Origin of the sequence: Acinetobacter sp. D009 (genome assembly GCF_038562025.1) — a bacterium.
In the GTDB taxonomy this organism is placed as follows: Bacteria; Pseudomonadota; Gammaproteobacteria; order Pseudomonadales; family Moraxellaceae; genus Acinetobacter; species Acinetobacter pittii.
In genome coordinates, this window is record NZ_CP151886.1 from 2865629 (window position 1) to 2889950 (window position 24322).

At 41.1% G+C, this 24322-nt stretch carries 18 protein-coding genes; 8 read left to right on the top strand and 10 right to left on the bottom strand.

All coding sequences use genetic code 11. The annotated features are described in order from the left end of the window. Nucleotides 1–4 precede the first annotated feature (4 nt). Complete coding sequence (locus tag AAC388_RS13700; protein WP_064784315.1) at nt 5–2071, bottom strand: choline transporter; 2067 nt, start codon at nt 2069–2071, stop codon at nt 5–7. Between the two features lie 120 nt (nt 2072–2191). Next, on the bottom strand, nt 2192–3814 hold the full coding sequence (locus AAC388_RS13705) for a BCCT family transporter (RefSeq protein WP_002117782.1): 1623 nt from the start codon (nt 3812–3814) through the stop codon (nt 2192–2194). A gap of 264 nt (nt 3815–4078) precedes the next feature. On the opposite strand from AAC388_RS13705, the gene betI reads away from it, so the two are divergent. From betI to AAC388_RS13740, 7 genes are all read left to right on the top strand, one after another. Further along, nucleotides 4079–4702 (top strand): transcriptional regulator BetI, encoded by a 624-nt coding sequence (gene betI / locus AAC388_RS13710; protein WP_005070763.1) that lies wholly within the window; start codon nt 4079–4081, stop codon nt 4700–4702. After that, nucleotides 4695–6167 carry a betaine-aldehyde dehydrogenase gene (gene betB / locus AAC388_RS13715; RefSeq protein WP_075382446.1) on the top strand — a complete coding sequence of 491 codons (1473 nt, stop codon included), beginning with the start codon at nt 4695–4697 and terminating at the stop codon, nt 6165–6167. The genes betI and betB overlap by 8 nt, the downstream gene beginning before the upstream one ends. 95 nt (nt 6168–6262) lie before the next feature. Continuing rightward, complete coding sequence (gene betA, locus AAC388_RS13720; RefSeq protein ID WP_057062629.1) at nt 6263–7921, top strand: choline dehydrogenase; 1659 nt, start codon at nt 6263–6265, stop codon at nt 7919–7921. A 510-nt stretch (nt 7922–8431) separates the two neighbouring features. Beyond that, the gene (gene mqo / locus AAC388_RS13725) at nt 8432–10072 is read left to right on the top strand and encodes a malate dehydrogenase (quinone) (RefSeq protein WP_068930621.1); all 1641 of its coding nucleotides are present in this window, start codon (nt 8432–8434) and stop codon (nt 10070–10072) included. A gap of 91 nt (nt 10073–10163) precedes the next feature. Beyond that, nucleotides 10164–10634 carry a hypothetical protein gene (locus AAC388_RS13730; protein ID WP_342370808.1) on the top strand — a complete coding sequence of 157 codons (471 nt, stop codon included), beginning with the start codon at nt 10164–10166 and terminating at the stop codon, nt 10632–10634. Between the two features lie 217 nt (nt 10635–10851). Beyond that, complete coding sequence (locus tag AAC388_RS13735; RefSeq protein WP_014206015.1) at nt 10852–11730, top strand: homocysteine S-methyltransferase family protein; 879 nt, start codon at nt 10852–10854, stop codon at nt 11728–11730. 5 nt (nt 11731–11735) lie between these two features. Further along, the gene (locus AAC388_RS13740) at nt 11736–13070 is read left to right on the top strand and encodes a basic amino acid/polyamine antiporter (protein WP_342370809.1); all 1335 of its coding nucleotides are present in this window, start codon (nt 11736–11738) and stop codon (nt 13068–13070) included. A gap of 55 nt (nt 13071–13125) precedes the next feature. On the opposite strand, the gene AAC388_RS13745 is transcribed toward AAC388_RS13740, so the two are convergent. Beyond that, nucleotides 13126–15039 carry an alpha/beta fold hydrolase gene (locus AAC388_RS13745; protein ID WP_342370810.1) on the bottom strand — a complete coding sequence of 638 codons (1914 nt, stop codon included), beginning with the start codon at nt 15037–15039 and terminating at the stop codon, nt 13126–13128. Nucleotides 15040–15188: 149 nt separating this feature from the next. Further along, entirely contained in the window at nt 15189–15896 is a 708-nt protein-coding gene (locus AAC388_RS13750; RefSeq protein ID WP_014206013.1) for a YoaK family protein, read from the bottom strand. A gap of 321 nt (nt 15897–16217) precedes the next feature. Here AAC388_RS13750 and AAC388_RS13755 point away from each other — a divergent pair, with 321 nt between their 5' ends. Beyond that, on the top strand, nt 16218–16493 hold the full coding sequence (locus AAC388_RS13755; protein ID WP_086264849.1) for a hypothetical protein: 276 nt from the start codon (nt 16218–16220) through the stop codon (nt 16491–16493). Nucleotides 16494–16498: 5 nt separating this feature from the next. On the opposite strand, the gene AAC388_RS13760 is transcribed toward AAC388_RS13755, so the two are convergent. The 6 genes from AAC388_RS13760 to AAC388_RS13785 form a co-directional block, all read right to left on the bottom strand. Further along, the gene (locus tag AAC388_RS13760; RefSeq protein ID WP_342370811.1) at nt 16499–16939 is read right to left on the bottom strand and encodes a YbaN family protein; all 441 of its coding nucleotides are present in this window, start codon (nt 16937–16939) and stop codon (nt 16499–16501) included. Between the two features lie 28 nt (nt 16940–16967). Then, nucleotides 16968–17567, bottom strand: a complete 600-nt coding sequence (locus AAC388_RS13765) for a biliverdin-producing heme oxygenase (protein WP_081175011.1) — start codon at nt 17565–17567, stop codon at nt 16968–16970. A 32-nt stretch (nt 17568–17599) separates the two neighbouring features. Then, nucleotides 17600–18520 (bottom strand): energy transducer TonB, encoded by a 921-nt coding sequence (locus AAC388_RS13770; protein ID WP_342370812.1) that lies wholly within the window; start codon nt 18518–18520, stop codon nt 17600–17602. Between the two features lie 10 nt (nt 18521–18530). After that, nucleotides 18531–19997 (bottom strand): porin family protein, encoded by a 1467-nt coding sequence (locus AAC388_RS13775; protein WP_342371583.1) that lies wholly within the window; start codon nt 19995–19997, stop codon nt 18531–18533. Nucleotides 19998–20100: 103 nt separating this feature from the next. Further along, nucleotides 20101–20892, bottom strand: coding sequence for a Slam-dependent surface lipoprotein (locus tag AAC388_RS13780; protein WP_002041986.1), 792 nt, complete (start codon nt 20890–20892; stop codon nt 20101–20103). A 193-nt stretch (nt 20893–21085) separates the two neighbouring features. Next, entirely contained in the window at nt 21086–24259 is a 3174-nt protein-coding gene (locus AAC388_RS13785) for a TonB-dependent receptor (protein ID WP_342370813.1), read from the bottom strand. Nucleotides 24260–24322 lie beyond the last annotated feature (63 nt).

Sequence of the window (24322 nt, forward strand, 5' to 3'; positions counted from 1 at the left end):
CCTCTTAAGCTTGTGGATCTGGGAACAATGGACGATTCCCGGGGCTAATACGATTAATATGTAAGAACGTCATATGTCTTTCATATTTATCTAAAATATCGTTAATGACCTGTTCTTTACTGTAACCGACCAGATCGTTATCTTGCGAGCCATCATAAAGATAGGTTTCAAGTCGGAAATAGAACTGTTTACCTCGTTTCACACGCTGGCTAAAGTTCGGCGCGCTATAGCGTACAGGCCAAATCTGATAAACAAAGTTTTGCTCTTCTTCCAAATGAATGGTGAGATCTAGATGGTAAAGCGTATCTTCATCTTCAAGTGGGGTTTGCTGCACGTCCACATTCATGCCCTGCTTAATCAACTCATCAGCAACAGCCTGAACAGCTGGCAAACACACCATATCTAGCATGCGCTGTGTTTCAGTGGTTCCCGGATGATGCATGACTCGAGTTAAACGCTGTTTCCAGTTCAGAATATCAACGTTCCCTACCACTGGCGCTGCATTCATACTGAGACTAGCATGCCTGTAATCTTCAAGTCTGAGCGACTTATAAAGCCCTGCCATCACAAGGAACATTACAAAACTAAACGGCAATCCCATAATAATAGTTGCGTTTTGCAAGGCGGTAATGCCGTTGGTCATGAGCATAGCTAATGTGAGTAAACCAATCGCCACTGCCCAAAACACGCTTAACCAACGTGGAGCATCATTATCAATATTAGTCAGTTTAGTGGTGAAGTTACCTAAAACCAGCGCTCCCGAATCGGCAGAAGTCACGTAGAATAAAAGCCCTGTTACGGTGGCAATTGAAGCAATAAAGGTAAAGCCCGGATATTGCGCTAACAGGTCGTAGAAACCATGAGCCGGATTTGCTAACACAGTCGCTGCTAAGGTTTGATTGCCTTCAAAAATAACGCTGTGCAGAGCACTATTACCAAAAATAGATAACCACGTGAGTGTAAATAGAAGTGGAATAATTAAGGTGCCGCATACAAACTCACGAATGGTACGCCCTCTTGAGATACGTGCCAAAAAGAGTCCTACAAATGGAGACCAAGCAATCCACCACGCCCAGAAGAAAAAAGTCCAACTACTCATCCACTCTTTAGGCTGTTCAAAAGCAAAACTTTGTAATGCTAAAGCAGGGAAACGAGTTAAATAGTCACCAATATTTTGGACAAGAGCATTAAGTAAAAACTCGGTATTTCCCAAGAATAAAATAAACAGCAATAACCCGACCGAAACATAAATATTGATTTCAGATAAAATCCGCAGGCCTTTATTGACCCCGGATGTCACTGAAATAATACTAATACCCACTGCAACAGCAATCAGGATAAATTGCATCCAGATATTTTCTGGTAACCCCAATAACACATGTAGGCCATAATTTAGCTGTACTACTCCAATCCCGCAGGTCGTCGCAATACCAAAAATTGTCCCGATCACGGCAGCTGTATCAACACTATGCCCAATCGCACCATTAATTCTTTGACCAAAGATTGGATATAAAGCAGAACGAATAGTAAGCGGCAAATTATAACGATAGCTAAAGTATCCCAACGACATACCAATCAAGGCATACATACACCAGCCGGTTAAGCCATAGTGAAACAATGTCCAGACCATACTTTGGCGTGCTGCTTCATAGGTTTGACCTACTCCAACCGGAGGTTGCATGTAATGAGACAATGGTTCAGCGACCGAGAAGAACATGAGGTCGATACCAATACCCGCCGAGAACAGCATGGCAGACCAACTGAGTAAACTAAACTCAGGCTTTGAATGCTTAGGTCCTAATTTGATACTGCCATATCTTGAGCAGGCAATAAAAATCACGAAGGCCATATATAGTGTTGCGGCAAGCAGATAATACCAACCAAAAGTTGAAGTCACCCACTGAAGCACAGCATTCATGACTCGATTTGCAAAATCGTTGAACAAAAACGTGACGAGAGAAAAAATTAAAATAAGTACAGCTGAAAAATAAAAAACCACACGGTTGAGCGGGTCTTTTTTAGATTTAGATAATGTTAAATCATCAACTGCTCTTGGATTATCTGTTGCCATACAATCCTCAAGGAATAAAATAAAAACAAAATATTTAATTTCGTCTTTTCACTCTTATTTAAAACAATGAAAAGACGACTTTAAACGCAAAAAATAATATATAGATGTGATCGATTGAGGTTATAAAACCTCGGTCACTTTATTCTGGTCACAATTCGATGGGACTGAAATGTCTTTTGAAACAGCTAACTGTTTTTTCACTAATTGAGGGTCAAAATCATCTTGCTTTAATGCTTTAGCTAAACCAAACATATAAAGCAAAATAATGACTGAAAATGGTAAACCACATAACACCACAGCACTTTGCATGGAGTTAAAACTACCGGCTAAAAGTAAGCCAATACTTACAATGGTAATTACCACAGACCAAAAGACGCGTAACCAGATCGGTGAATCACTATCATTGGTGCCCCCTTTTGAGGACAAATTAGCGATCATTAGTGTACCAGAGCCAACTGGTGTCAAAAATAAAACGAAACAAATTACAACAACAATACCCGCAACGTACGGATTAAACGGCAGATATTCGAGTAATTTAAATAAAGATAATGCTGGATCAGTTAAGACCATATCACCTAATACTTTCTGTTTTTGCTGCAAGATAAAATAAATTGCAGTGTTTCCAAAAACTGAAATCCAAGCCAATGTAAAGCCTAGTGGAATCAGGCATACACCCAATACAACTTCACGAATGGTACGTCCTTTTGAAATACGGGCAATAAACATACCGACAAAAGGCGCCCAAGCAATCCACCAAGCCCAATAAAATACGGTCCACGAACCCAACCAGCCACTGGCTTTTTGATTGTACAAATACATATCAAAACTTTTACCAATAAAATTATTGAGATAATCGCCCGTATTTTGTACCAGACCATTTAATAAATGGTTAGTCGGACCCGTTAAAAATACAAATAAAAGTAAGGCATACAGCAGACGTAAATTAATACGCGACAACCATGCTAAACCTTTTTCAATACCCACCACTGTCGTAATCGTCGCAACGAACATCATGATGAGCACGGCAGTAATTAAAGTCGCAGAGTTATCCGGAATTTGCGGAAGTAAATAACAAATGCCCGATACAAGCACTAACGCTCCGATTCCCAAGTTGGTAACCAAGGAAATAACTGTCGCTAAAATCCCAAAGCCATCGACAAAATCGCCCACCAAGCCATGCACTCGCTCTCCAAAAATTGGGTAAAGTGCTGAACGCAGTGCTAATGGCAAGTTTTGTCTGAAAGCGAAGTAGCCTAAAGTAACTCCGAGCAATGCATAGAGCACCCAGCCATGAATCCCCCAATGCAAAAAGCTATAAGTCATCGCATTACGGGCTGCCTGAATCGTTCCTGCCTCGCCTTCTGGCGGTCTTAAAAAATGGTCAACCGGTTCGGCCACACCATAATAAAGTAGCGCAATACCAATCCCTGCCGAAAACAGCATTGAAGTCCAAGCCAAATAACTAAACTCTGGTTTGTCGTCATCTTTTCCCAAAGGAATCTGCCCTACTTTTGAAAAAGCGAGCCAACCAACAAAACCCAGACACAGCACAATAACCAGCATGTAATACCACCCAAAAAAGTGATTTACTTGCTCTTGTACATAGGTCAGCCAAAACTGACTTTTTTCTGGAAACAGCACAAAAAGCAGGCCAAAAATACCGATACTGATTGCTGAACTCCAAAATACGAAACGATTTAACCGAATATGGTCTGAAGAATATCCATCACTTTTCAACACCATCTTATTGCTCCTTGCAATCGGTGTATTTTTCTCAAAATAACGTGATAAGTAATGTACTTATGCGCATCATCCTATCCTTAAGAACCTTTGATTTCACCTCTTTATTTTTAGAAGCTTGTTCAAAAATTCATTGATTTTTACATATCATACTTGTTATTGATTGAACGTTCAATCAATAACAAGTATGATAAAAAAGTGCTATGATGCTCTGCAAGTTAACATGTTGAATTTTAAGCACCACTAAAAGTGCTGATGTGGACAACCATGACAAAACGCAGAGTAAAACCAGAACATGTGCGACGTGAAGAAATCATGAACGCTGCACTCGACGTAATTTATGAAGTGGGGTTATCCAATACCACCATTGCACAAATTGCAAAAAAAGCCGAGCTGTCGACCGGCATTGTCAGCCATTACTTTGGCGACAAACAGGGGTTGATAAATACCTGTATGCAAGAAATGTTAAATGTTCTGCGTCGTAAAACCGAACAGTACAGAGCAGAAGCAGATTCGCATCCAGAGAGCCAAATTAAGGCCATTATCGACTCTAACTTTGACATTAGTCAGGTCAATGAAAAAGCAATGCGGGTCTGGTTGGACTTTTGGTCAGCAAGTATGCATGTACCAGACTTAAGCCGCTTGCAAAAGATTAATGATCAACGCCTGTACTCCAACTTAAAGTTTTATTTTCTTAAGTTAATGGATGAACAACAGGCCAGTGTTGCCGCTAGAGGTTTGGCAGCATTGATTGATGGATTATGGTTACGAGGCAGTTTAAGCCGTCATAACGAATTTGACAGCAACCTTGCTCGTTCCATTGCTTACGATTATGTACAAACGCAATTGCAATTTGCGAACAAGCCTTTGCAGGAGAGACAAAATGAGTGATGTACAAGTTCATCAATTGTATATCCATGGACGCTACGTTAAAGCAACCAGTGGTAAAACATTTAATAGTATTAACCCTGCCAACGGCGAGACAATCGCGACTCTTCAACAAGCTTCTGAACAAGATATTGAAGCTGCTGTACAAAGTGCCCAACAAGGACAAAAAATCTGGGCTGCCATGACTGCCATGGAACGTTCACGTATTTTACGTCGTGCTGTCGACATTCTTCGTGAACGAAATGATGAGCTTGCCCGTCTTGAAACACTCGACACAGGTAAAGCTTTTAGCGAAACATCTACAGTCGATATTGTGACTGGCGCAGATGTACTCGAATACTACGCAGGACTTGCAACAGCCATTCAAGGTGAACAAGTTCCGCTCCGCGAATCAAGTTTCTTTTATACACGCCGTGAACCTTTAGGCGTAGTTGCTGGTATTGGTGCTTGGAACTATCCAATTCAAATCGCTTTATGGAAATCTGCCCCTGCCCTTGCTGCGGGTAACGCCATGATTTTCAAGCCAAGCGAAACCACTCCACTCACTGCATTTAAACTTGCAGAAATCTATACAGAAGCTGGCGTACCAGACGGCGTATTTAACGTGGTTCAAGGCGCTGGCCGTGAAATTGGTCAATGGCTCACTGAACATCCCGTGATTGAAAAAATCTCATTCACTGGTGGTGTGGAAACTGGCAAAAAAGTCATGGCAAGTGCCGCTGGTTCTACGCTTAAAGAAGTGACTATGGAACTCGGTGGTAAATCACCACTCATTATTTGTGAAGATGCTGATCTTAACCGCGCAGCAGATATTGCAGTCATGGCAAACTTCTTTAGCTCAGGTCAGGTATGTACCAACGGTACACGCGTATTTGTTCCAAAATCACTTCTAGCCGACTTTGAAAAAGCGGTTGTAGAACGTGTAAAACGTATTCGCATTGGCGATCCAATGGCTGAAGATACAAACTTCGGACCGCTCACTAGCTTCCCTCATATGGAAAAAGTGTTGTCTTTCATTGAGTCAGGCAAACAACAAGGCGCTAAAGTGTTAATTGGCGGTGGCCGCGCAACAGAAGGCGAACTTGCCAAAGGCGCTTATGTACTACCGACTGTATTTAGCGACTGCACTGACCAGATGGCGATTGTTCAAGAAGAAATTTTTGGACCTGTCATGAGCATCTTAAGCTATGAAACCGAAGAAGAAGTGATTCAACGTGCCAACGACACGACCTTTGGTCTTGCTGCCGGTGTGGTCACTCAAGATATTAGCCGCGCTCATCGCATTATTCACCAAATTGAAGCTGGTATTTGCTGGATTAACACTTGGGGTGAATCACCTGCCGAAATGCCAGTCGGTGGCTACAAGCAATCTGGTGTGGGCCGCGAAAATGGCTTAACCACGCTTGGGCACTATACCCGTATCAAATCTATTCAAGTTGAACTTGGCGATTATCAAAGCATTTTTTAATGCCTCAATCGCTCTAAAACCTTCAACCTAAATCACATATGCCGAGCAGTCTTTATAGATTGCTCAGGCAAACTGTTAGTAAAAAAAGGATAGTTATGAATATTAAAGAATATGATTACATTATTATTGGCGCAGGATCTGCCGGAAATGTACTCGCTGCGCGTCTTACTGAAGACAAAGATACCACCGTTTTACTGCTAGAAGCAGGTGGACCAGATTATCGCTTGGATTTCCGTACACAAATGCCGGCAGCTTTGGCCTACCCTCTTCAAGGTCGTCGCTATAACTGGGCTTATCTAACTGACCCAGAGCCACACATGAACAACCGTCGTATGGAGTGTGGTCGTGGTAAAGGTTTAGGTGGTTCATCTTTAATTAACGGCATGTGCTATATCCGCGGTAACGCAATGGATTTAGAGCAATGGTCAACTCATAAAGGCCTTGAAAACTGGTCTTATGCTGACTGTTTACCTTACTATAAAAAAGCCGAAACTCGTGATATTGGTGGCAACGACTATCATGGTGATAGCGGTCCAGTATCCGTTGCTACACCTAAAAATGGCAACAATGTACTGTTCCATGCCATGGTTGAAGCAGGTGTACAGGCAGGTTACCCGCGTACTGATGACTTAAACGGTTACCAACAAGAGGGCTTTGGTCCAATGGACCGTACGGTAACCCCTAAAGGTCGTCGCTCAAGCACTGCACGCGGTTATTTAGATATGGCAAAAGGTCGTCCAAACCTCACTATCTTGACCCATGCTACAACCAATAAAATCTTGTTTAATCAAAAGCAAGCGATTGGTGTTGAATACATTATTGGTGCTGATCAAAACAACTTACAACGCGCATTGGTTAAACGCGAAGTATTACTTTGCGCAGGTGCAATTGCGTCACCACAAATTTTACAGCGCTCGGGTGTGGGTCAAAGTACCTTCTTAAAATCAATGGACATTGATGTGGTTCATGATTTGCCGGGTGTAGGTGAAAACCTGCAAGACCATCTAGAAATGTACTTACAATATAAATGTAAGCAACCTGTTTCTTTATACCCTGCCTTGAAATGGTATAACCAACCTGCAATTGGTGCCGAGTGGTTATTTAACGGTACAGGCATTGGTGCAAGTAACCAGTTTGAAGCAGGCGGATTTATCCGTAGTTCGGATGAGTTTACGTGGCCAAACATCCAATACCATTTCTTGCCGGTTGCTATTAATTACAACGGTAGTAATGCAGTGAAAGAACACGGCTTCCAAGCCCACGTTGGTTCAATGCGTTCGCCTTCACGCGGTCGTATCAAACTTAAATCGAAAGATCCATTTGAGCATCCAAGTATCTTGTTTAACTACATGTCGACTGAACAAGACTGGCGCGAGTTCCGCGATGCAATTCGTATTACTCGTGAAATCATGCAGCAACCTGCGCTTGATCCATATCGTGGTGATGAGATTAGTCCGGGCAAACATTTGCAAACAGATGCAGAGCTTGACGACTTTGTTCGTAACCATGCAGAAACAGCTTACCATCCGTCTTGTAGCTGCAAGATGGGTGAAGATGAAATGGCTGTTGTAGATGGTCAAGGTCGTGTACACGGTATGAAGGGTTTGCGTGTAGTTGATGCCTCAATTATGCCGCTGATTATTACCGGCAACTTAAATGCAACCACCATCATGATTGCCGAGAAAATTGCAGACCAAATTCGTGGACGTGAAGCATTACCACGTTCAACTGCACCGTTCTATGTAGCATCATAAAATCTGAAAGGGTATATTTCTTATGCAGAGATATGCCCTTAATTTAATCTTTATAGAATCAATATTAATAAGAACGATGTATGACAGAAAATAAGCGCCTGCGAAGAGCTTATTTACATAAATATGGTATGAAATAAAAATTAATCGATTTTTATAGGCAAATATTCTTCAATTGATTTAACTTTAATCAAATCAAAATTATTATTTAAATTTCAAATATTTATATAATATCAATCGACTTAAATTGTCTTATCAAAGCTAAATTTGGTTAAATATAAATCATATTTATGATTTTGATGAACCTCATTTATTATAAAAATTGTCTTGTCAATGCAAAATTAGTCTAAAATATAGAGTGTTTGCGATAATCCCAAGTAATTTTTATTTTTTTCAAGACTCTCTGTTTTAGAGAGTTTACTTTCGCATTTATATCCTTTTTGTCTGGATACGCTGTCTAGGTTTCCTCACACCTTAAGTGACTCAAATAACTTATTTTAAGGTCCCCCTTACATGAAAAAGTTTTTGAAATACCTTCTGGTATTAATCATTCTTATTTTAATTGCAGGTATTGCGTTCTTGTTTAGACCTACAACGTCAAAACAAGTTGAAACTGCAAAAGATGAGCCAGTAGTTGATGCTGTTCTTGTTGGCGGCGGCATCATGAGTGCCACTCTTGGTACTTATTTAACTGAGCTTGAACCAAACTGGCAAATTCGTATGTTTGAGCGTCTTGATCAAGTTGCTCAAGAAAGTTCAAACGGCTTTAACAATGCCGGAACAGGCCACTCTGGCTTTATGGAAATGAACTATACCGAAGAGAAAAACGGTAAAATGGAAATTGCCAAAGCTGAAAAAGTTGCTTCTCAATTTGAAGTTGCTAAACAGTTCTGGTCATATCAGGTAAAACAAGGCGTTTTAGCTGAACCAAAATCATTCATTAATCCAGTTCCGCATATTGCTTTCGTTTGGGGCGATAACGTTCAATTCTTAGAAAAACGTTATGCTGCCATGATTCAAAGCCCGTTGTTCAAAGGTATGAAATTTACTGAAGACCCTGCTGTTATTAAACAATGGGCACCTTTAGTCATGAATGACCGTGATCCAAGTCAAAAAGTTGCCGCGACCCGTATGGATGTTGGCTCTGACGTAAACTATGGTTCAATCACTAAACAATTAGTGGGTCATTTAAATCAAAACCCGAATTTCAAATTACAGACATCAACTGAAGTGACTGGCATCAGCCAAAATGATGACAAAACTTGGACTGTGTCTTTCAAAAATTTGAAAACTGGTAAAGTAGATCACGTTAAAACACGTTTTGTATTTATCGGTGCAGGTGGTGCAGCAGTTAAATTATTGCAACTTACTGGTTTACCAGAAGCTAAACAATATGCTGGCTTCCCTGTTGGTGGTGAGTTCTTAATTACTGACAACCCAAAAATTACTGCTGAACACACAGCAAAAGTATATGGCCGTGCTGAACTTGGTGCGCCTCCAATGTCTGTACCACATATTGATACACGTTATATCGACGGTAAAAAATATGTATTGTTTGGACCATTTGCAACGTATTCAAATAAGTTCCTGAAAAATGGTTCTCAGCTTGATTTACTTGCATCAACAAACAAAAACAACGTTTTACCAATGACCACTGTTGGCTTGGAAAACCTTGATCTTGTTAAATACTTGGTAAGCCAAGTCATGATGTCAGATGAAGATCGTCTCAATGAACTTCGTAAGTACTACCCAGATGCAAAAGCTGAAGACTGGCGTTTAAGCCAAGGTGGTCAACGTGTTCAGATCATCAAGAAAGAACCAGGTAAACCTGCAACACTTCAATTCGGTACAGAAATCTTTGCGTCTAAAGATGGTGCTGTAACTGCATTGTTAGGTGCGTCTCCGGGTGCTTCGACTTCTCCATACATCATGCTTAACTTGCTTGAAAAAGCTTTCCCTCAGCAAACTGAAGGTAAGTGGAACCAGAAGCTTCATGAAATTGTAGTGTCTTATAAACAAGACTTAAGCAAAGATCCTGTGTTACTCGATAAAGTTCGCCAGTACACAAGTTCTACGCTTGGCTTGAACTATACATCTCCGTTCAAAGCTGCAAACGATGAAACTGCTGCTGCCCCAGTTGCAAAAGCAAACTAAGTTTGACGATGTATAAATAAAATTCCAAAAGGATGAATTTCGATTCGTCCTTTTGTTTTTTAAGACCTCAGCTGAGATATTTAGATTCGCTATGACCCATTTAAACTCATCTTCTCACCTCTTATCATTTGGTTTTAAGCTCGTGCTTGTTTTACTGCTGGCTTATCTTTTGGTAAGCGGTTTTTATATATGGATGATTGGTGGTACAGCAATTTACATCAGCTCAGCCGTACTACTTGCCATCACCGCGTATGCATTTAAGCTCGGTAAATATCAAAAGCTATGTTCTGTTTTAAATCTGCTCATCAGTGCAGCGGCGTTATATTTTAGTACTGCTCATTTATTTTTCTCCCCTGTTCAATTCTTTATATTTTTACCTACCTTATTTTTTGTACTGTTAGCTTTTGCTCGACTAGAAAAAGTTCGCAGCTTATCTAAGGTTTTATTATTCATTAGTTTATTGATTTGGTCAGGCATACATTTTATGCAACTTGAACAACTTAAAGCGTATTATAAAACGCAGCATACTGGTGAAAGTTGGCAGCAATTTGGCGCGTTATAAGATCATTTTTTATTCAATGTGTTCAAATAAATACCTCATCTTTTTCACGTGAAGTTCATCAGTAAAACTGAACATCGTCTACAGAAATCCTCTTAAGAAAAAATATTCATAACAATCTAATTTATTTAGAAATATATCGAGCATATTCGCGATTGAACACAATCCATCTACACGCTAGATTAACTCAAATATTTTTTCTCCCTTTATGTTGTAATTTATGAAGATTTTAGATGGCGGTTTAGGCCGTGAATTGGCCCGTCGTGGCGCTCCGTTTCGTCAACCAGAGTGGTCTGCTCTCGCGCTCATTGAAGCACCAGAAACAGTAAAAGAAGTACATCTTGATTTTATTAACGCTGGTTCAGAAGTTATTACGACTAACAACTATGCTGTTGTGCCGTTTCATATTGGTCAAGAACGCTTTGAAACTGACGGTGTGCGTTTAATTAAAGTTGCAATTGAACAGGCAAAAAATGCAGTTAAAGAAAGCGGCAAAAATGTCAAAATCGCAGGCTGCTTACCACCGTTATTTGGTTCTTATCGTGCTGACCTGTTCCAACCTGAACAAGCTAAAAGCCTTGCTGAGCCGATCATTAACACATTGGCACCAGAAGTAGATTTCTGGCTCGCTGAAACCCAATCGTGCTTAAAAGAAGTTGAAACGGTACATGCGCTATTACCACAAGATGGTAAGGACTATTGGGTGTCATTTACGCTGCAAGATGAGATTAAACAAGAACAAGCACTCCTTCGTTCTGGTGAAAATATGCAACAAGTGGCTGATTTCATCAAACAATCCAATGCCAAAGCAGTGTTGTTTAACTGCTGCCAACCTGAAGTGATCTTGCAAGCGATTAATGAAATTAAAGGACTCATTCCAGAGTCGGTGCAAATTGGTGCTTATGCCAATGCTTTCCCACCGCAAGATGAAAGCGCTACTGCCAACGATGGTCTGGATGAAATTCGTAAAGACTTAGACGCTCCAGCTTATCTTGGGTTTGCCAAGCAATGGCAGCAAGCAGGTGCAAGTTTAGTCGGCGGTTGCTGTGGTATCGGGCCAGAACACATTGCTGAACTTTCACAATTTTTTAAAGAATAAATACCATGTCTGCTGCCAAAATCGGATTATTGTCTCTTACAGCGCTGGTCTTTAGTTCTATGGTGGGGTCAGGCGTCTTTAGCCTCCCCCAAAATATGGCTCAAGTTGCCAATGGTTCTGCCCTTCTAGTTGCATGGCTCATTACTGGGGTCGGTATTATTTTCTTGGCCCTCTCATTGTTGCATTTAACGCGTCAACGACCAGACCTTGACGGCGGTATTTATAACTATGCGCGAGAAGGCTTTGGAGACCTGATCGGGTTTTGCTCAGCGTGGGGCTATTGGTTATGTACTACCATTGGTATTGTCGGTTATGTGGTGATTGCCTTTTCAGGCGTCGGCATGTTTACCGATAGCAAAGACCATATTATTTTTGGTGAAGGTAATACACTCTACTCTCTGATTGGCTCAAGCATTTTTGTATGGCTGGTGCACTGGTTAGTAAGTCGAGGCATTAAAGAAGCTGCGATTGTGAATTTACTGGCGACCATTGCCAAAATTATTCCAATGGTAGTTTTCATCTTCTTTACCTTCATTGCCTTTAAGTTTGATTTGTTCAAACTCAACTTAAATGACTTTTCTTTGCAAGTTCCACTTTGGCAGCAAGTGAAAGACCTAATGCTCATTACCCTTTGGGTATTTACCGGTATTGAAGGTGCTGTAGTTTTATCATCACGTGCAAAAAAACGTCATGATATTGGTAAAGCAACTATTTTAGGTGTTTTGCTGGCATTAAGTTTTTACGTGATGGTGACAGTATTAGCTTATGGTGTGGCGAGTCGTGAAGCGCTTGCTGGCATGCACAACCCATCAATGGCGACGATTTTGCAGCAACTGATCGGCTTGCCGGGTACCATCATTATTACCATCGGGCTGATTATTTCGGTTGCATCCTCTTATTTAAGTTGGACTTTATTTGCCACTGAAATTCCATTTCTGGCTGCAAAAAATGGTGCTTTCCCGAAATTATTTTTAAAGAATAATCAAAATAATGTACCAATCTCATCACTTTGGCTGACGACGCTTGTGGTACAAGGCTCTTTAATTGCCGTGTATTTTTTCAATAAAAACTACACTCAGCTTTTATTGATTTCATCGGTCATGATTTTGCTGCCTTATTTTCTGGTGTCGGCTTTTTACCTTAAAGAATCTATTCGCCATAAACGCACGCCTCACATTGCGATTGCAAGCGTTGCTTCAATCTATGCGCTTTGGTTGCTCTATGCCGCAGGACTAGACTTACTACTCTTGTCTGGTGTGTTGTATTTGGTCGGCTTGGTTATTTTTTCAATCAGCTACTTTGAGCATAAAAAATCGCTCAAACAAAATCAGCTAAATTAATTATTTCAACCACTGTTGACCCAGTTCAGCAGTGGTTTTCTAAGAATAAAACTCTCTACTTTGAAGGCTGCGACTGCTTTAAATGCAATCGTAAAATACGGCGTAATTCTAAAATTGCCTCAGGGCTAGTTTGAATCGAATGGCCACCTTTAATGATCAACTCCGACTGCTCCCCACCCAAATGCGAACTTTGATACGGTACAATCCCATCACTGCTTTTTAACTTATCAGTTGTCCCATTAATATTACCCATAATCGAGTGATAGACCACTTGTGGCGATGGTTGAATAGCTTGAGTCAACTGCATAAAGTTAGAAGAGCGACTTAAATTACTCGCCCCATTTTCAATTAAGCCTTTTCTGAGTTTTGTATTTTTCTCATCTCTCATTTCAACTGCAATAAAAAAATCAGCTGGCAAACGAATGATACGGCGGGCAATTTGGGTAAACCATCGGTCAGCGTAGTCAGTACCATGATGCGGTGCTGAAACAAAAACAACTCGATTAAAATATGGCAAAGCCTTGAACTGAAAACGCTCTTGAATTACCGGATTTTCTTTTAAACGGTTTAGCTGTGCTTCATTCATTTTTTGCATGGCTTGCTCTGAAACATCGGCATTGCTCACCAGTAAACGGCTAATCACGCCGCCCATACTGTGCCCAACTAACACTGCATCGTGTGCAGCATAACTGTCTTTGGCAATGTTTTGAAAAGCCTGATTCAACAATGAATAAATCTGAAAACGACTTTCAAAAATCGGCATATTGGTTGAATAAAACACCTGCCAAACTTGATAATTTTTCCTTAATTCGGCATCGCCCATAATGTCATTGGTTAGGCTCACCCACGCCTCTGGGCTACTTGCTAAACCATGAATAAACACAATAATTTTCTTATTCGGGTTAAAAGGTTCCAGCATATATAAATGCGGCATGATTAAATTGGCTTCTTTATTAATTAAAGACCAATAACCTGCTGCGCCTAAATTATATTTCGATAGCCACAGCCCATAAGGTGCCGAATAGTTTGCAGTCAGTGGATAGTCCACACCTTCAATTTTTACACGATCTTGTCGATATGGATCGAACATTGAAATTTCTAACTCTGCCCCAGCAATGACCTGATCGGCTGTGGCTTTTTGTTTTGGATATGCAATGGCAGTAGCTGGAAAGAAGCGTGGTAAATGAATATTAGGGTTGGCTTGGTGAGCATAAAAATTATCTGGGTCTAAAATGAAGCCGTGATTTACATCATTTTCTTTACGCCCAACAATAAATTCTGCCCCCAAACCATCCTTACGGTTAACGGTATTAAAACCGGAAAAGTTCATGTTATAGCTTGAGCGAAAAGTATCGACTTCAATTTTTTGTACATCTAACGCGTGGTCAAAATTGACGTGGTACTTATGCCCATCTGCTTTCAGCAATGGTGGAAAGCGATGCGTATTTAAATGATTAAAATACGTGGTCATGAGCTTTGATAAGGCGACGTTATAAAAAATACGTACCTGATTTTGGCGATGGTCAAACACCCGATCGAAAGGCGACTCTTCAGAGTCAAATAAATAGACATAACTATAGCGTAAGCTTTTATCGAACAGCGCTAACTCTTGCTCAACGCAACTGTTACTTTTATTAATGACATTACACTGGCTACTACGCCCGACATCTAAAGCTTTTGCCAAGTAAATTTCACTCAGCGCAGCATAGCGTTCTTCTCGGCTGCTATTTTCGGACAGGCTCTGAACCTTATTTAAACAATCATCAAAATTTTGTAGGCAAGTTTTTTCATCTTCTTTGACCAAATACAATAAGTTTTGGGTTTGATGACTTAAGGTACCGTCGGTCAAAATACTTTCATTCTTACTTTTTAAAGCATTGCTTAAATTACTTTCTTTTAAATGAATGACCTGACAGCCACTGAGCAAAGCCATTATTGTTATGATTGAATAATGGTAAGACTTTGTCATTCTGCCTTCCTTAATCGAATGTATTCCCCATCTGGTCATTATGCCTGTAAAGCAGTGAACGAACAATTTCGACTCCGCTTCCGTCTTCCTTTATTACAAAAAAAAGCCTGAACTCATTTTAATTCAGGCTTTTTTGTTATTTTTTCAAATCAAGCTTGGTTGAACTTTTGCTGTGAAGCTAAATAAGAGAAATACAAAATTGGTAAGATAAACGGCGCTACACTCCAGAAATCAAAATAGACATAGAGGATCGCTCCCAAGAAAGCACCAATCACAAAACCAATTACAATACTGGCACTTTTTAGAAAACTTGCCCGATTGGCTGCATTATTGTTTTTAAGTAAGTTGGCAATATCAATCCCAAGTTGGGTAGTGTTGCCTGTCATCATGGTGCTTGGGCTAATATTTTTAATAAGGGTTTTGCTTGAAGTATTACGAATAGCCAAAGCAATTAAGCCCAGTCCCCCTGTTACCGCAACTGTTAGTGCATCCGGATCTTTAAATGGCTCGAAGTAAAGCCCTGCCACCATAAAGGCACATAGAAAAATAGCTTCAAATAAAAATAAATAAGACAACGTTTTGTGCTTGACCTGACTGCGGTCAATCAACAGTTTGGTAATAACAACGGTCAAAATAAATAATGGAATTGCTGCGAGCTTGATCCATAACCCCGAGCCACCTTTAACCCATGCTGCCCCTGCCAACACTAAGTTTCCCGTCACATGCGCGGTGAAAAAGCCAAACAGCGCAATAAAGCCAATAGTATCAATTGCTCCACCCACCATGGTGAGTAAAACAGGATCTCGACATATTGCCCAGGTACTTTCTGTGTCTTTTTTAATTGGGGTATCTGTCATATAAAATATCCTGTTAAATTAAAACTTTAAAGCAATTAAGTTGTATATAAATGATTTAAAAATGAATAATACTAAAGCGTTTATGAAAGCAAAAAATCATGTAAAAAAATAGGGTGCGTAATGTCGTAACACTGTCTTTAAAATGGCAACAATCAAAATTGACTATTTTTAAAACACTAAACTGTTCTCATCCTTAAATCAATTTGACCTCCAAAACTGTTCTAACTATGATGAAGCCGCTAGTTGAAATCAACTGGTTTTGGACCTGAAAAATTTATGCCAGAATATGGATAATCAATAACAACAATCACGAGTAGATATATGTCACTTTATAATTTTTCAGTTTTTTTAGGGGGATTATTATTTGTATCTGTTGCCTTCGCGGGTCAAAAAAACAGTCCTCATCGTGATTTTTATTTGAAATGTATTGCAGCTGGTCATAGCCGTGCAAGCTGTACATGCATTTATCATCGTTTAGAACGTCAATACTCCCCTAAATTTATGAATAAACTTGGAAATTTAAGTTTACAAAGCCCTGAGGTACCGCGTGACTTTATAAAAACCATGCGTCGTACCATGCAACAGTGCAGATCATAATTCTTTTATTTTTTAAGCCACATCCACACTAATACCCCTGCCATACATAAAATTGCCGGATAGACAAACCACGGATGTGGAATAGTCCAAATCATCAGTCCCGCAGCCAAACTCATACTCAACGTCGAGATGTATTTTGCTTTTTTAGGAATACGCCGATGTTCTTGCCACTCGCGAATGAGTGGTCCGATATAACGATGATTTCGAAACCATTGATGAAGTTTTTCAGAGCCTCGAGCCGCAAAGAAAACCGCCAAAATTATAAAATCAACGGTGGGTAAACCCGGAATAAAAATACCCAATATGCCAAGCGCAATACACAACCAAGCCAAACCAATAAACACCCAACGCGCCCAAACAGAACGGGCAAGCTTACTGACTGGTTGAGCGGGTGCTAACGACTGCTCATGTTTTACGATCATATTTACTTGATTGAGTTTGTCCATATCGGGTATTCCCTTTATCCACTTTTTATTATTTCAATTCATCAAGCTGATCAAGCGCTTGACCAAAATATCCAAAGGCATCTAACGCCCCTTGAACAACTCGGTCTTGCTGGGTTTGGTCAAAGCCTGTTTCATCAAGTGCTTGTACAAAACGTTTCCAGACTTTAGCGCGCCCTTCGGGATAGGCCGCTAAATTACGGGCAGCAAACGTTTCAGAAAAACCCAAATGCTTTTGAGCTTCTTTAAATAAAAATGCAGCTCCTAAGGTTGAACCTTCAGACACATAAATCCAGCCTAAAGCTTCGGGTAGCTGTACGTTTTCACTTTGTAATTGCTGCCCGTTGGGTTGAATACCCAAATCATTTAAATCGGCAAGTGCTTGTTTTGAGCGGCCACGAATGTCGAGGTCTGGAATCAGTCCTGCCACACCCTCTTTTTCAAAAAGATGTTCAATTTCACGCTGAAAGTAATATTGAGACAACGTAAATTGCGCGTATTTTTCTTTACTTGAAAATACCTTTGCCTCTGACATTAATTGATGCATACGTTCGTGTTCAGCAGCAGTTTCTTGTTTCAAACGTAAAGACAAACTGTTGCTAATGATTTGTTCTGTAGATGAATTCATCATCTTTCTCCTGCAAAATGAATATCACTCATCGGTTAACGGCCCCGAATGAGTTTGAGTTGGACTGGAAAATCCACAACAATGGTCACGGCTCGACCGTTAATTTTGTGGGGTTTAAATCTGGATTTACGTGCAGCTTGTATGACCCGTTCATCAAGGCTTTGAATGCCTGAGCTTTGACGTAATTGGATGTCAATCGGCTGCCCTTTTTCATTAATGCGAATCCGAAGCTCAACCAAACGATTTTGTTGTTTTAACTCGCGGTCATCATAGTCAAGCCCGCCAAAACTCAGCACATCCACACTACTCACCTGAACAACGTCATCGTGTTCAACTTGAGTGCTCGGTGCTTTGGAATACTCTTGCTGCGTTGTTGGTGTTTTGACGCCGCCACTTTTGGTTTCGCTATTGGTGTTTTGTGGCAAATGCTCCGTTTGCGTTTGTTCAAGGTCTGTCGAACTCAGTTTTTTATCGTTATGAGCCGCTCGCCTTTCTGTAGGCTGCACTGCTTGAGACGAAACTAAATTATTTAAAGTCGTTTTGAGTTCTGCTTGCTGTTTGTTATTTAAATTATTTTGTACGACCTCTTTAGAGACAGTTTTTGACGCTAATGTTTGAACATTTGTAGGCGAGTTTTTTGATTTTTCAGGTACTGAAGAAACTGAACTGTTTAACGTAGATTGAGGCGTTACACTTTTTTCAGGTTGGCTTTCAGTCTTTTCATGCGATGGCTTTTTAGCAGGCGCCAATGACACAAAACTTACTTTTAATGCATCTACTTTGGGGGTTGCTTGAAAAGTATAAGGTTCAATTAAATGACTCAGCATCCAGACAGCAAACACATGCAGTCCAATCACCACGACTACGGTTAAACACTTATAAAAGTGCTTCGGCCCTTGTGGTAAAGGCAACATAAACATCGGCTTATGTGTAGGGAATAAAGATTTTGATTTCATGACTGATTCCCTAAAAACGATGCTCAAGCTTGAGGCTAATGTTGTGTTTATCGTAGGAATACAGCCAATCGACATTACTTTTATTATGGTTATAGCGATAGGTTAAATTAGGCGTCATCCCATAAAACTCAAAGCGCGGCATTTGCACAACAAAAGTATAGTTCTGTTCAAAATCATGACGACGAGCTAAGAAAGTTTCTGCGTATTTATCAAACTGGCGCCAACGATAAGAACTCAATAAAGTAGTGTTAAAACCAGCACGCCAAGACTTACTTAAGCCTAAACGCACACCTTGCTGTTGGTAGGCAGCCATATATTTTTCTTGGGTCGAATGGTCAACTACATCTAAACCACTAAAAACGGTCCACTGATTTGGGAGGATTTTCCAGAAAGTAGCAAAAGCTGAGCTTTCTACCCCATCTAGGGTTTTATATTTCTGATAATTTAAATCTTTACTCTCAGCCTCAAGCTTGAAGGCTTTATCTGCCGAGATAAAATGCATCCACTCGGCACGCGCACCCCATGCATTGTAAAGACCATCATTGCCATAACGTTTATGTTCAAAAAGCGGACTCACCCCAATTTGATTTTTTAAGTCAAAGTAGCTGTAGCCTGCATTAATGTTAACGGTAGATTCATTAAATGCCGCGTGGTCGTTATAGGACTGTCCAAACGCCAGCGCACGTAAAGCCACGCCATGATGCCCCTTAATCGCATAGCGTTTAATCAGACTGGCTTCGTAATCTAAACCCATTGCCGACTCAGCTTTAGGCGTCCCACGAGTAACTTGCTCAATTGGGATAATATTACCTTTACTATCTTTGCCATAAAGCGTCCATGTTTTGCTTTGTTCAGACGAACTATTTAAATTACTGACATAGGTATAACCCGCTGAAACCGAGCCTTGCCAAGAGTCTCGTTTTTTTAGTGCTTGAACAAAGGTATTCACTGTTGTTAAAACTCCAGACGGAATTACAGCAGGATCACTTTGTTTCAGTTGGTCTTGAATGGAAATAAAAAGGCGTGCTGCTTCCTTATTCTTCTGTTGTTCAAACAGCACGCGCGCTAACTCAAGTTCACAAATTAAATTATGAGGTTGTTGTTTTAGGCTGCTTTGAAATTTTTGTTCAGCCAATTTCAGTTGCCCCTGAGAACGTGCAACTGCCCCTTCGGCAAAGTCGGTTAAAGCCCGATCGTAGCCAACATATTTTTTATAATGTTCTAAATAAACCGTGGCTTTGAGCCACTGTTTTTGCATGACAGCCAAATATAATGCCTTGGCAAGATCATTCGGGTTTTGCTCAACACTATATTCTTGTCCATTAATTTGAAGTTTAGGTAATTGCTCGGTACTACGAATGGTTCCCTGCTCATGAAACTGGCGCTGTTCTTGTAAAAGTGTTTGGTCCAAGCTTTGATTGAGACGAAGCTGTGTGTCTTCGTCGGCATATAAAAATGGACAACTCAACAATGTCAGACAGCACAAAAGCGTTCGTTTCATAAAACAATAAACCTGAAGCAACCAAGCAAAAGCCCAAAAAACAAAAGGAACCTACGTATGTAGATTCCTTTTGCATTCATTAATTTTTAGCACCGCCAAAAGCAGTGTTGTAAGACACGTTATCAAACTGGGCAATACCCGCTAAAGCCGAAGCATTTGCACCAAAGAATTGACCTTGCACCACACCAGAGTTGTCGACACCAGCTGTACCGTTAGCCGTTGCCAAACCTGCAAACGCAGCAGTACCCGGGTTAAATGCCACACCATCTAGGCTTAATGATGAAACAGCCGTACCTGTTCCGGTAAGTGTTCCTTCAAGTGTGCCCGCGCCATAATTTGCGGTGAACGTACCGCTTAACAGATTGCTTCCAGAACCATTAATCCCTGCAACGGTATATGTTGCAGTACCCGCGGTTGGAACCGTGGTATTGGTGTTATCACCCGCGTAGTAAACGGTATGGCTCGCACTTGCCGGCGTGTCGCCCGCTTTCCACCATTCACCAAAATAGACTTCCTGTGTGCCCACCTGACCAAAGTTAAAATTACCTAATGCACTGTGTGAAGGTGGCATTGCAGACACTGGAATATGCGAAATATTAAAGGTTTTGCTGCCAACCGTTACATTGGTATTACTCGTTCCCTGCGCAGCAAAAGCCTGAGCCAAACCTTTTAACGAACTAAAACCTGTAAAAGCGTTATATGGTGCACCGGCAGCTTGAACCGACACCGCTGCTACACCACCCGGATGGCTTGCATTGGCAGCAGCACCGATTTTGATGTTACTTTCATTACTCGAAATACCATCAATTCCTGCATAAGCAAATGCAGTTGAACAAGCAACGAGACCCAAGAACAATTGAGAGATTTTCATTTGTTGTTACTCCATCTTTTTAAAACTAAGTTATTGTTTAATTTAAAATAACGATTTCGCTATTTTTAGTTTATTGAGTAGGCTCAGCTGCAAACCTACTCGGGCTTTTTTTGTAAATAATAATCATTCAACCTTATTATTTACCGTTACCTGACTCCCCTTTTATGTATGTGTAGAGGGAATCAAATTCTGTTTAAAATTTAGTGGTCCAGCTAATTTTCATCGTTCGGCCGGGTGCGGCCATGGCACTACGAGTTAAAGGATCGATATAAAATTGGTTAGAAAGATTACTGCCGACAAACTCAACCGTGTTGTAGTTATCGACCTGATAACGCGCATAGGCATCAAAAATCCACGTGTCATCCCAAGCCAAAGGCACATTGAGGTAATAGCCTTTATTGACGCTAGCATCATTGTTTTTGCGTAGCGGGCTTTCATAAGCTTTATAGAATGTTGCACGTGCACCAAGCTCTAACTTTTCATCAAAAAAACGTGCGCCAAGTAAACCGTGAAAACTCAGTTCAGGTGTAGCCATTGTTACTAAGTAGCCATTTGGAAAACCATCATCGACACAACGCTGATACGGTTCGCGGAACTCAAGGCCCTGCTCGGTTTGAACCGTGCCGCCTAAAATCATTTTGTTAATGGCACTATTGGTGTCACATACTTCATTTTTTAAGTTATAGGCCACGCTCAAGTCTGTGAAAAAACCGCCATTATCAAAACGACTTTGTAACTCTAGACCTGATAGCTTTTGCTCATCCATATTGGTAAAAATAAGGTTTTGGTCACGCTCAATCACATTTTTGGTTTTGTTGTAGTAATAGGCGAGCTTAATGTCGGCATTGCGCGCTGTGCTAAACCAATCACGCATGTCATAGACATACCCTACTTCGTAGTTAAAAGCGTGTTCAGGTTTGATTGCTTGATATGGCAACATCGCAGAAAAACCGACAGTGCTTTCAAACAAACTTGGTAAGCGATATTCCTCTGCATAGCGTGCATAGATTCTGCTGTTTGGCGTAAGGTGAATTGAGGCACCTAACTGCGGTGCCCAGCCGCTATCTTTAACTTTGTCGGCAGACTCAACTGGAACTTGGTCAACCACCGACATAAAGTTCCCGCCAGTTACGACGTACTTTTGGCCAGAGGCATTGAGCTGGTTTAAAGGATTATCGGCAAGCGACAATTGTCCATTCGCATCTGCTTTCCAGCTCAGCGTATTTTTCTGTGACCAGATCATGTTATACAACGTGCTCTCTGATGCAGGCACAGTATCGAGCTGCCCATCCCAATCAGGATTTTTTGTGGCATAGCGCTGTTTTAAAACATTGATTAAACGCTGCTGAGTCGAGGTGTAACTCTCAGGCATGGTCTGATATTCAAAGGTATATTCTTTAAGCCTACTTTTTTTGGTAAACAGCGGATTTAAACTCGGGTCAATCTCGCTCTGCAAAGACTTATTTAAAAAGTCATCAACAGCCCAATATGAACGATAACGCATGCCCGCATCAAAACTTAACCAAGATAGCGGTCTATAATTAAAGTTAAAGTCGAATGTTTTTTCCTCACGGCGCCCTGCTCGTGGCAGCGCCTGATAAAGCGAATAACTAGGGCCAAATTCGCCATATATATCGTCAGACGTCAGCTTTTCTTTTAAGAAACTTCCACCGAGCGTCAAATCAAGCTGGTCTAACAAACGGGTTTTATTGCTGACCGTAATGCCTTTACGCGTATTGTCAGAATGGCTTATCGCCGTGTTAATAATGGTGTTATCTCGAAAATCGATTGTGGTTGGCCATCCACCACGTGTGTAGGTCTGGCTTTCGGTGTCGGTTTGCCAAATGTTGGCGTAGAAATCAATCCAGCGATTATTCTCAGGCTTAAACTTATATTCGAAGCTATAAGCTTTAGAGTGAATATTGCTTAAAGGCCACTGCGGAACACCCAAGTCAGGCGTAATGCCCCAAACAATTCGAGATGGCATAATTTCACCAAAAATATTTTTGGTATCTCGGTAGGTCAGTTTAAGAGTCTGGTTATCGGTTGGGCGATAGGTCCCTTTTAACAACCACGACTCCATATGACTTGAAGTGTTAGGAACTTCATCGCCCGGTTGATAGGCATAGGCAAAGTAAGGAATAAAATCGAGGCTACTGTCTGGCGTCGCTCGTTTATAGTAGCCCGCGCCATGTGTCCCCGAAAAATAATTGCCGCGCTCACGTACTGCATAGACTGCCAGTAAATCAAATTTATCTTGCTTGGTGGCAATTGCCAGTCGCCCCGCTAAGTCATCGCCCGAAAAATGAGAGTTATCACTTCTGGTACGGTTCTTTTTATAAATATCGGGGTCATACTTTGACCCATTCATGTCGATCCAAGGCGTGGTGTTATCGTAGTTTTGGCCCACTTTGCTCATGTCTGGCAAAGACGGATCAATTGAGTTGGTTGAGCCTTCTACTTTTAACTCTGCACCAAAAGACTTACCCGGACGAACAATGTCATCGGCCTCTAGCGTTTTAACTACCACACCACCACCTACAGAAGTTGTGGTATTGCGCTCTAAAGATGGGCCTTTAATGACTTCAATGCCCGCAATGAGATTGGGGTCGATATAGTTTCTGTTATTTACCCCGTTGTAGCCACGCCATACGGCAATTGACTGTTCGGTGCCATCAATGGTTAAAGGCACACGACCAACACCCTGCACACCACGTACACTTGGGTCGAGTGCGCCACTGTTACGGGCATCACCGCTATAGACTCCCACCATACCTTGTAAAACATCGGCTGGGTTGGTTCCTTTAAAGCGTTCGACATAGTCTTTGCCCGCATAAACCGAAGAACGGTTTGCGTCATAAACTTTGTTATAACCTTCTGTGTCACGGTCTTCTTTGCCGTACACCACAATTGGCGTGAGTCGTACCGATGCGTCTTCTTCAATTACGGCACTACTTGCCGGTAGGCTAGCGGCCTGAACCTTAGCGGGAGTGACTCGTGGTGTAGATTTTTTGCTGAGTGTGTAGCCCTGCCCAACTTTTACAGCATTAAATTCGGTTAATTTTAAAAGCTGCTCAAAACCTTGCTCGACAGCAAAATTGCCTTTTAAGCCTAGGCTATGCAACCCTTGGAGTTGCTGAGCATCCATTGCAATTGAAGTACCCGATTGTTCGGCAAACTGATTCAGTACGTTAGCAAGACGGCCGGCAGGAATGTTATAGCTTTTAACTCCAGCTGTTTCTGCATAGGCCTGCTGCAAAGAGAGTGTAACTAACCCACCCATCGACACAGCATGTATGGCAAACGCCAGTGTTGAGAATCGAAAAATCGATCGATTCCGCTTTTGCCCCGTTCCCGCTTTTTTCATTTGCCCGCCCCAGTAAATCGTAATAAGAATCATTCAATACAACAAATTAAAATGATCCATATT

Excerpts from the sequence above, each read along its gene's own strand:
- AAC388_RS13700 (WP_064784315.1), bottom strand. The coding sequence starts at position 2,071 with ATGGCAACAGATAATCCAAGAGCAGTTGATGATTTAACATTATCTAAA.
- AAC388_RS13705 (WP_002117782.1), bottom strand. The coding sequence starts at position 3,814 with ATGGTGTTGAAAAGTGATGGATATTCTTCAGACCATATTCGGTTAAAT.
- betI (WP_005070763.1), top strand. The coding sequence starts at position 4,079 with ATGACAAAACGCAGAGTAAAACCAGAACATGTGCGACGTGAAGAAATC.
- betB (WP_075382446.1), top strand. The coding sequence starts at position 4,695 with ATGAGTGATGTACAAGTTCATCAATTGTATATCCATGGACGCTACGTT.
- betA (WP_057062629.1), top strand. The coding sequence starts at position 6,263 with ATGAATATTAAAGAATATGATTACATTATTATTGGCGCAGGATCTGCC.
- mqo (WP_068930621.1), top strand. The coding sequence starts at position 8,432 with ATGAAAAAGTTTTTGAAATACCTTCTGGTATTAATCATTCTTATTTTA.
- AAC388_RS13730 (WP_342370808.1), top strand. The coding sequence starts at position 10,164 with ATGACCCATTTAAACTCATCTTCTCACCTCTTATCATTTGGTTTTAAG.
- AAC388_RS13735 (WP_014206015.1), top strand. The coding sequence starts at position 10,852 with ATGAAGATTTTAGATGGCGGTTTAGGCCGTGAATTGGCCCGTCGTGGC.
- AAC388_RS13740 (WP_342370809.1), top strand. The coding sequence starts at position 11,736 with ATGTCTGCTGCCAAAATCGGATTATTGTCTCTTACAGCGCTGGTCTTT.
- AAC388_RS13745 (WP_342370810.1), bottom strand. The coding sequence starts at position 15,039 with ATGACAAAGTCTTACCATTATTCAATCATAACAATAATGGCTTTGCTC.
- AAC388_RS13750 (WP_014206013.1), bottom strand. The coding sequence starts at position 15,896 with ATGACAGATACCCCAATTAAAAAAGACACAGAAAGTACCTGGGCAATA.
- AAC388_RS13755 (WP_086264849.1), top strand. The coding sequence starts at position 16,218 with ATGTCACTTTATAATTTTTCAGTTTTTTTAGGGGGATTATTATTTGTA.
- AAC388_RS13760 (WP_342370811.1), bottom strand. The coding sequence starts at position 16,939 with ATGGACAAACTCAATCAAGTAAATATGATCGTAAAACATGAGCAGTCG.
- AAC388_RS13765 (WP_081175011.1), bottom strand. The coding sequence starts at position 17,567 with ATGATGAATTCATCTACAGAACAAATCATTAGCAACAGTTTGTCTTTA.
- AAC388_RS13770 (WP_342370812.1), bottom strand. The coding sequence starts at position 18,520 with ATGAAATCAAAATCTTTATTCCCTACACATAAGCCGATGTTTATGTTG.
- AAC388_RS13780 (WP_002041986.1), bottom strand. The coding sequence starts at position 20,892 with ATGAAAATCTCTCAATTGTTCTTGGGTCTCGTTGCTTGTTCAACTGCA.
- AAC388_RS13785 (WP_342370813.1), bottom strand. The coding sequence starts at position 24,259 with ATGAAAAAAGCGGGAACGGGGCAAAAGCGGAATCGATCGATTTTTCGA.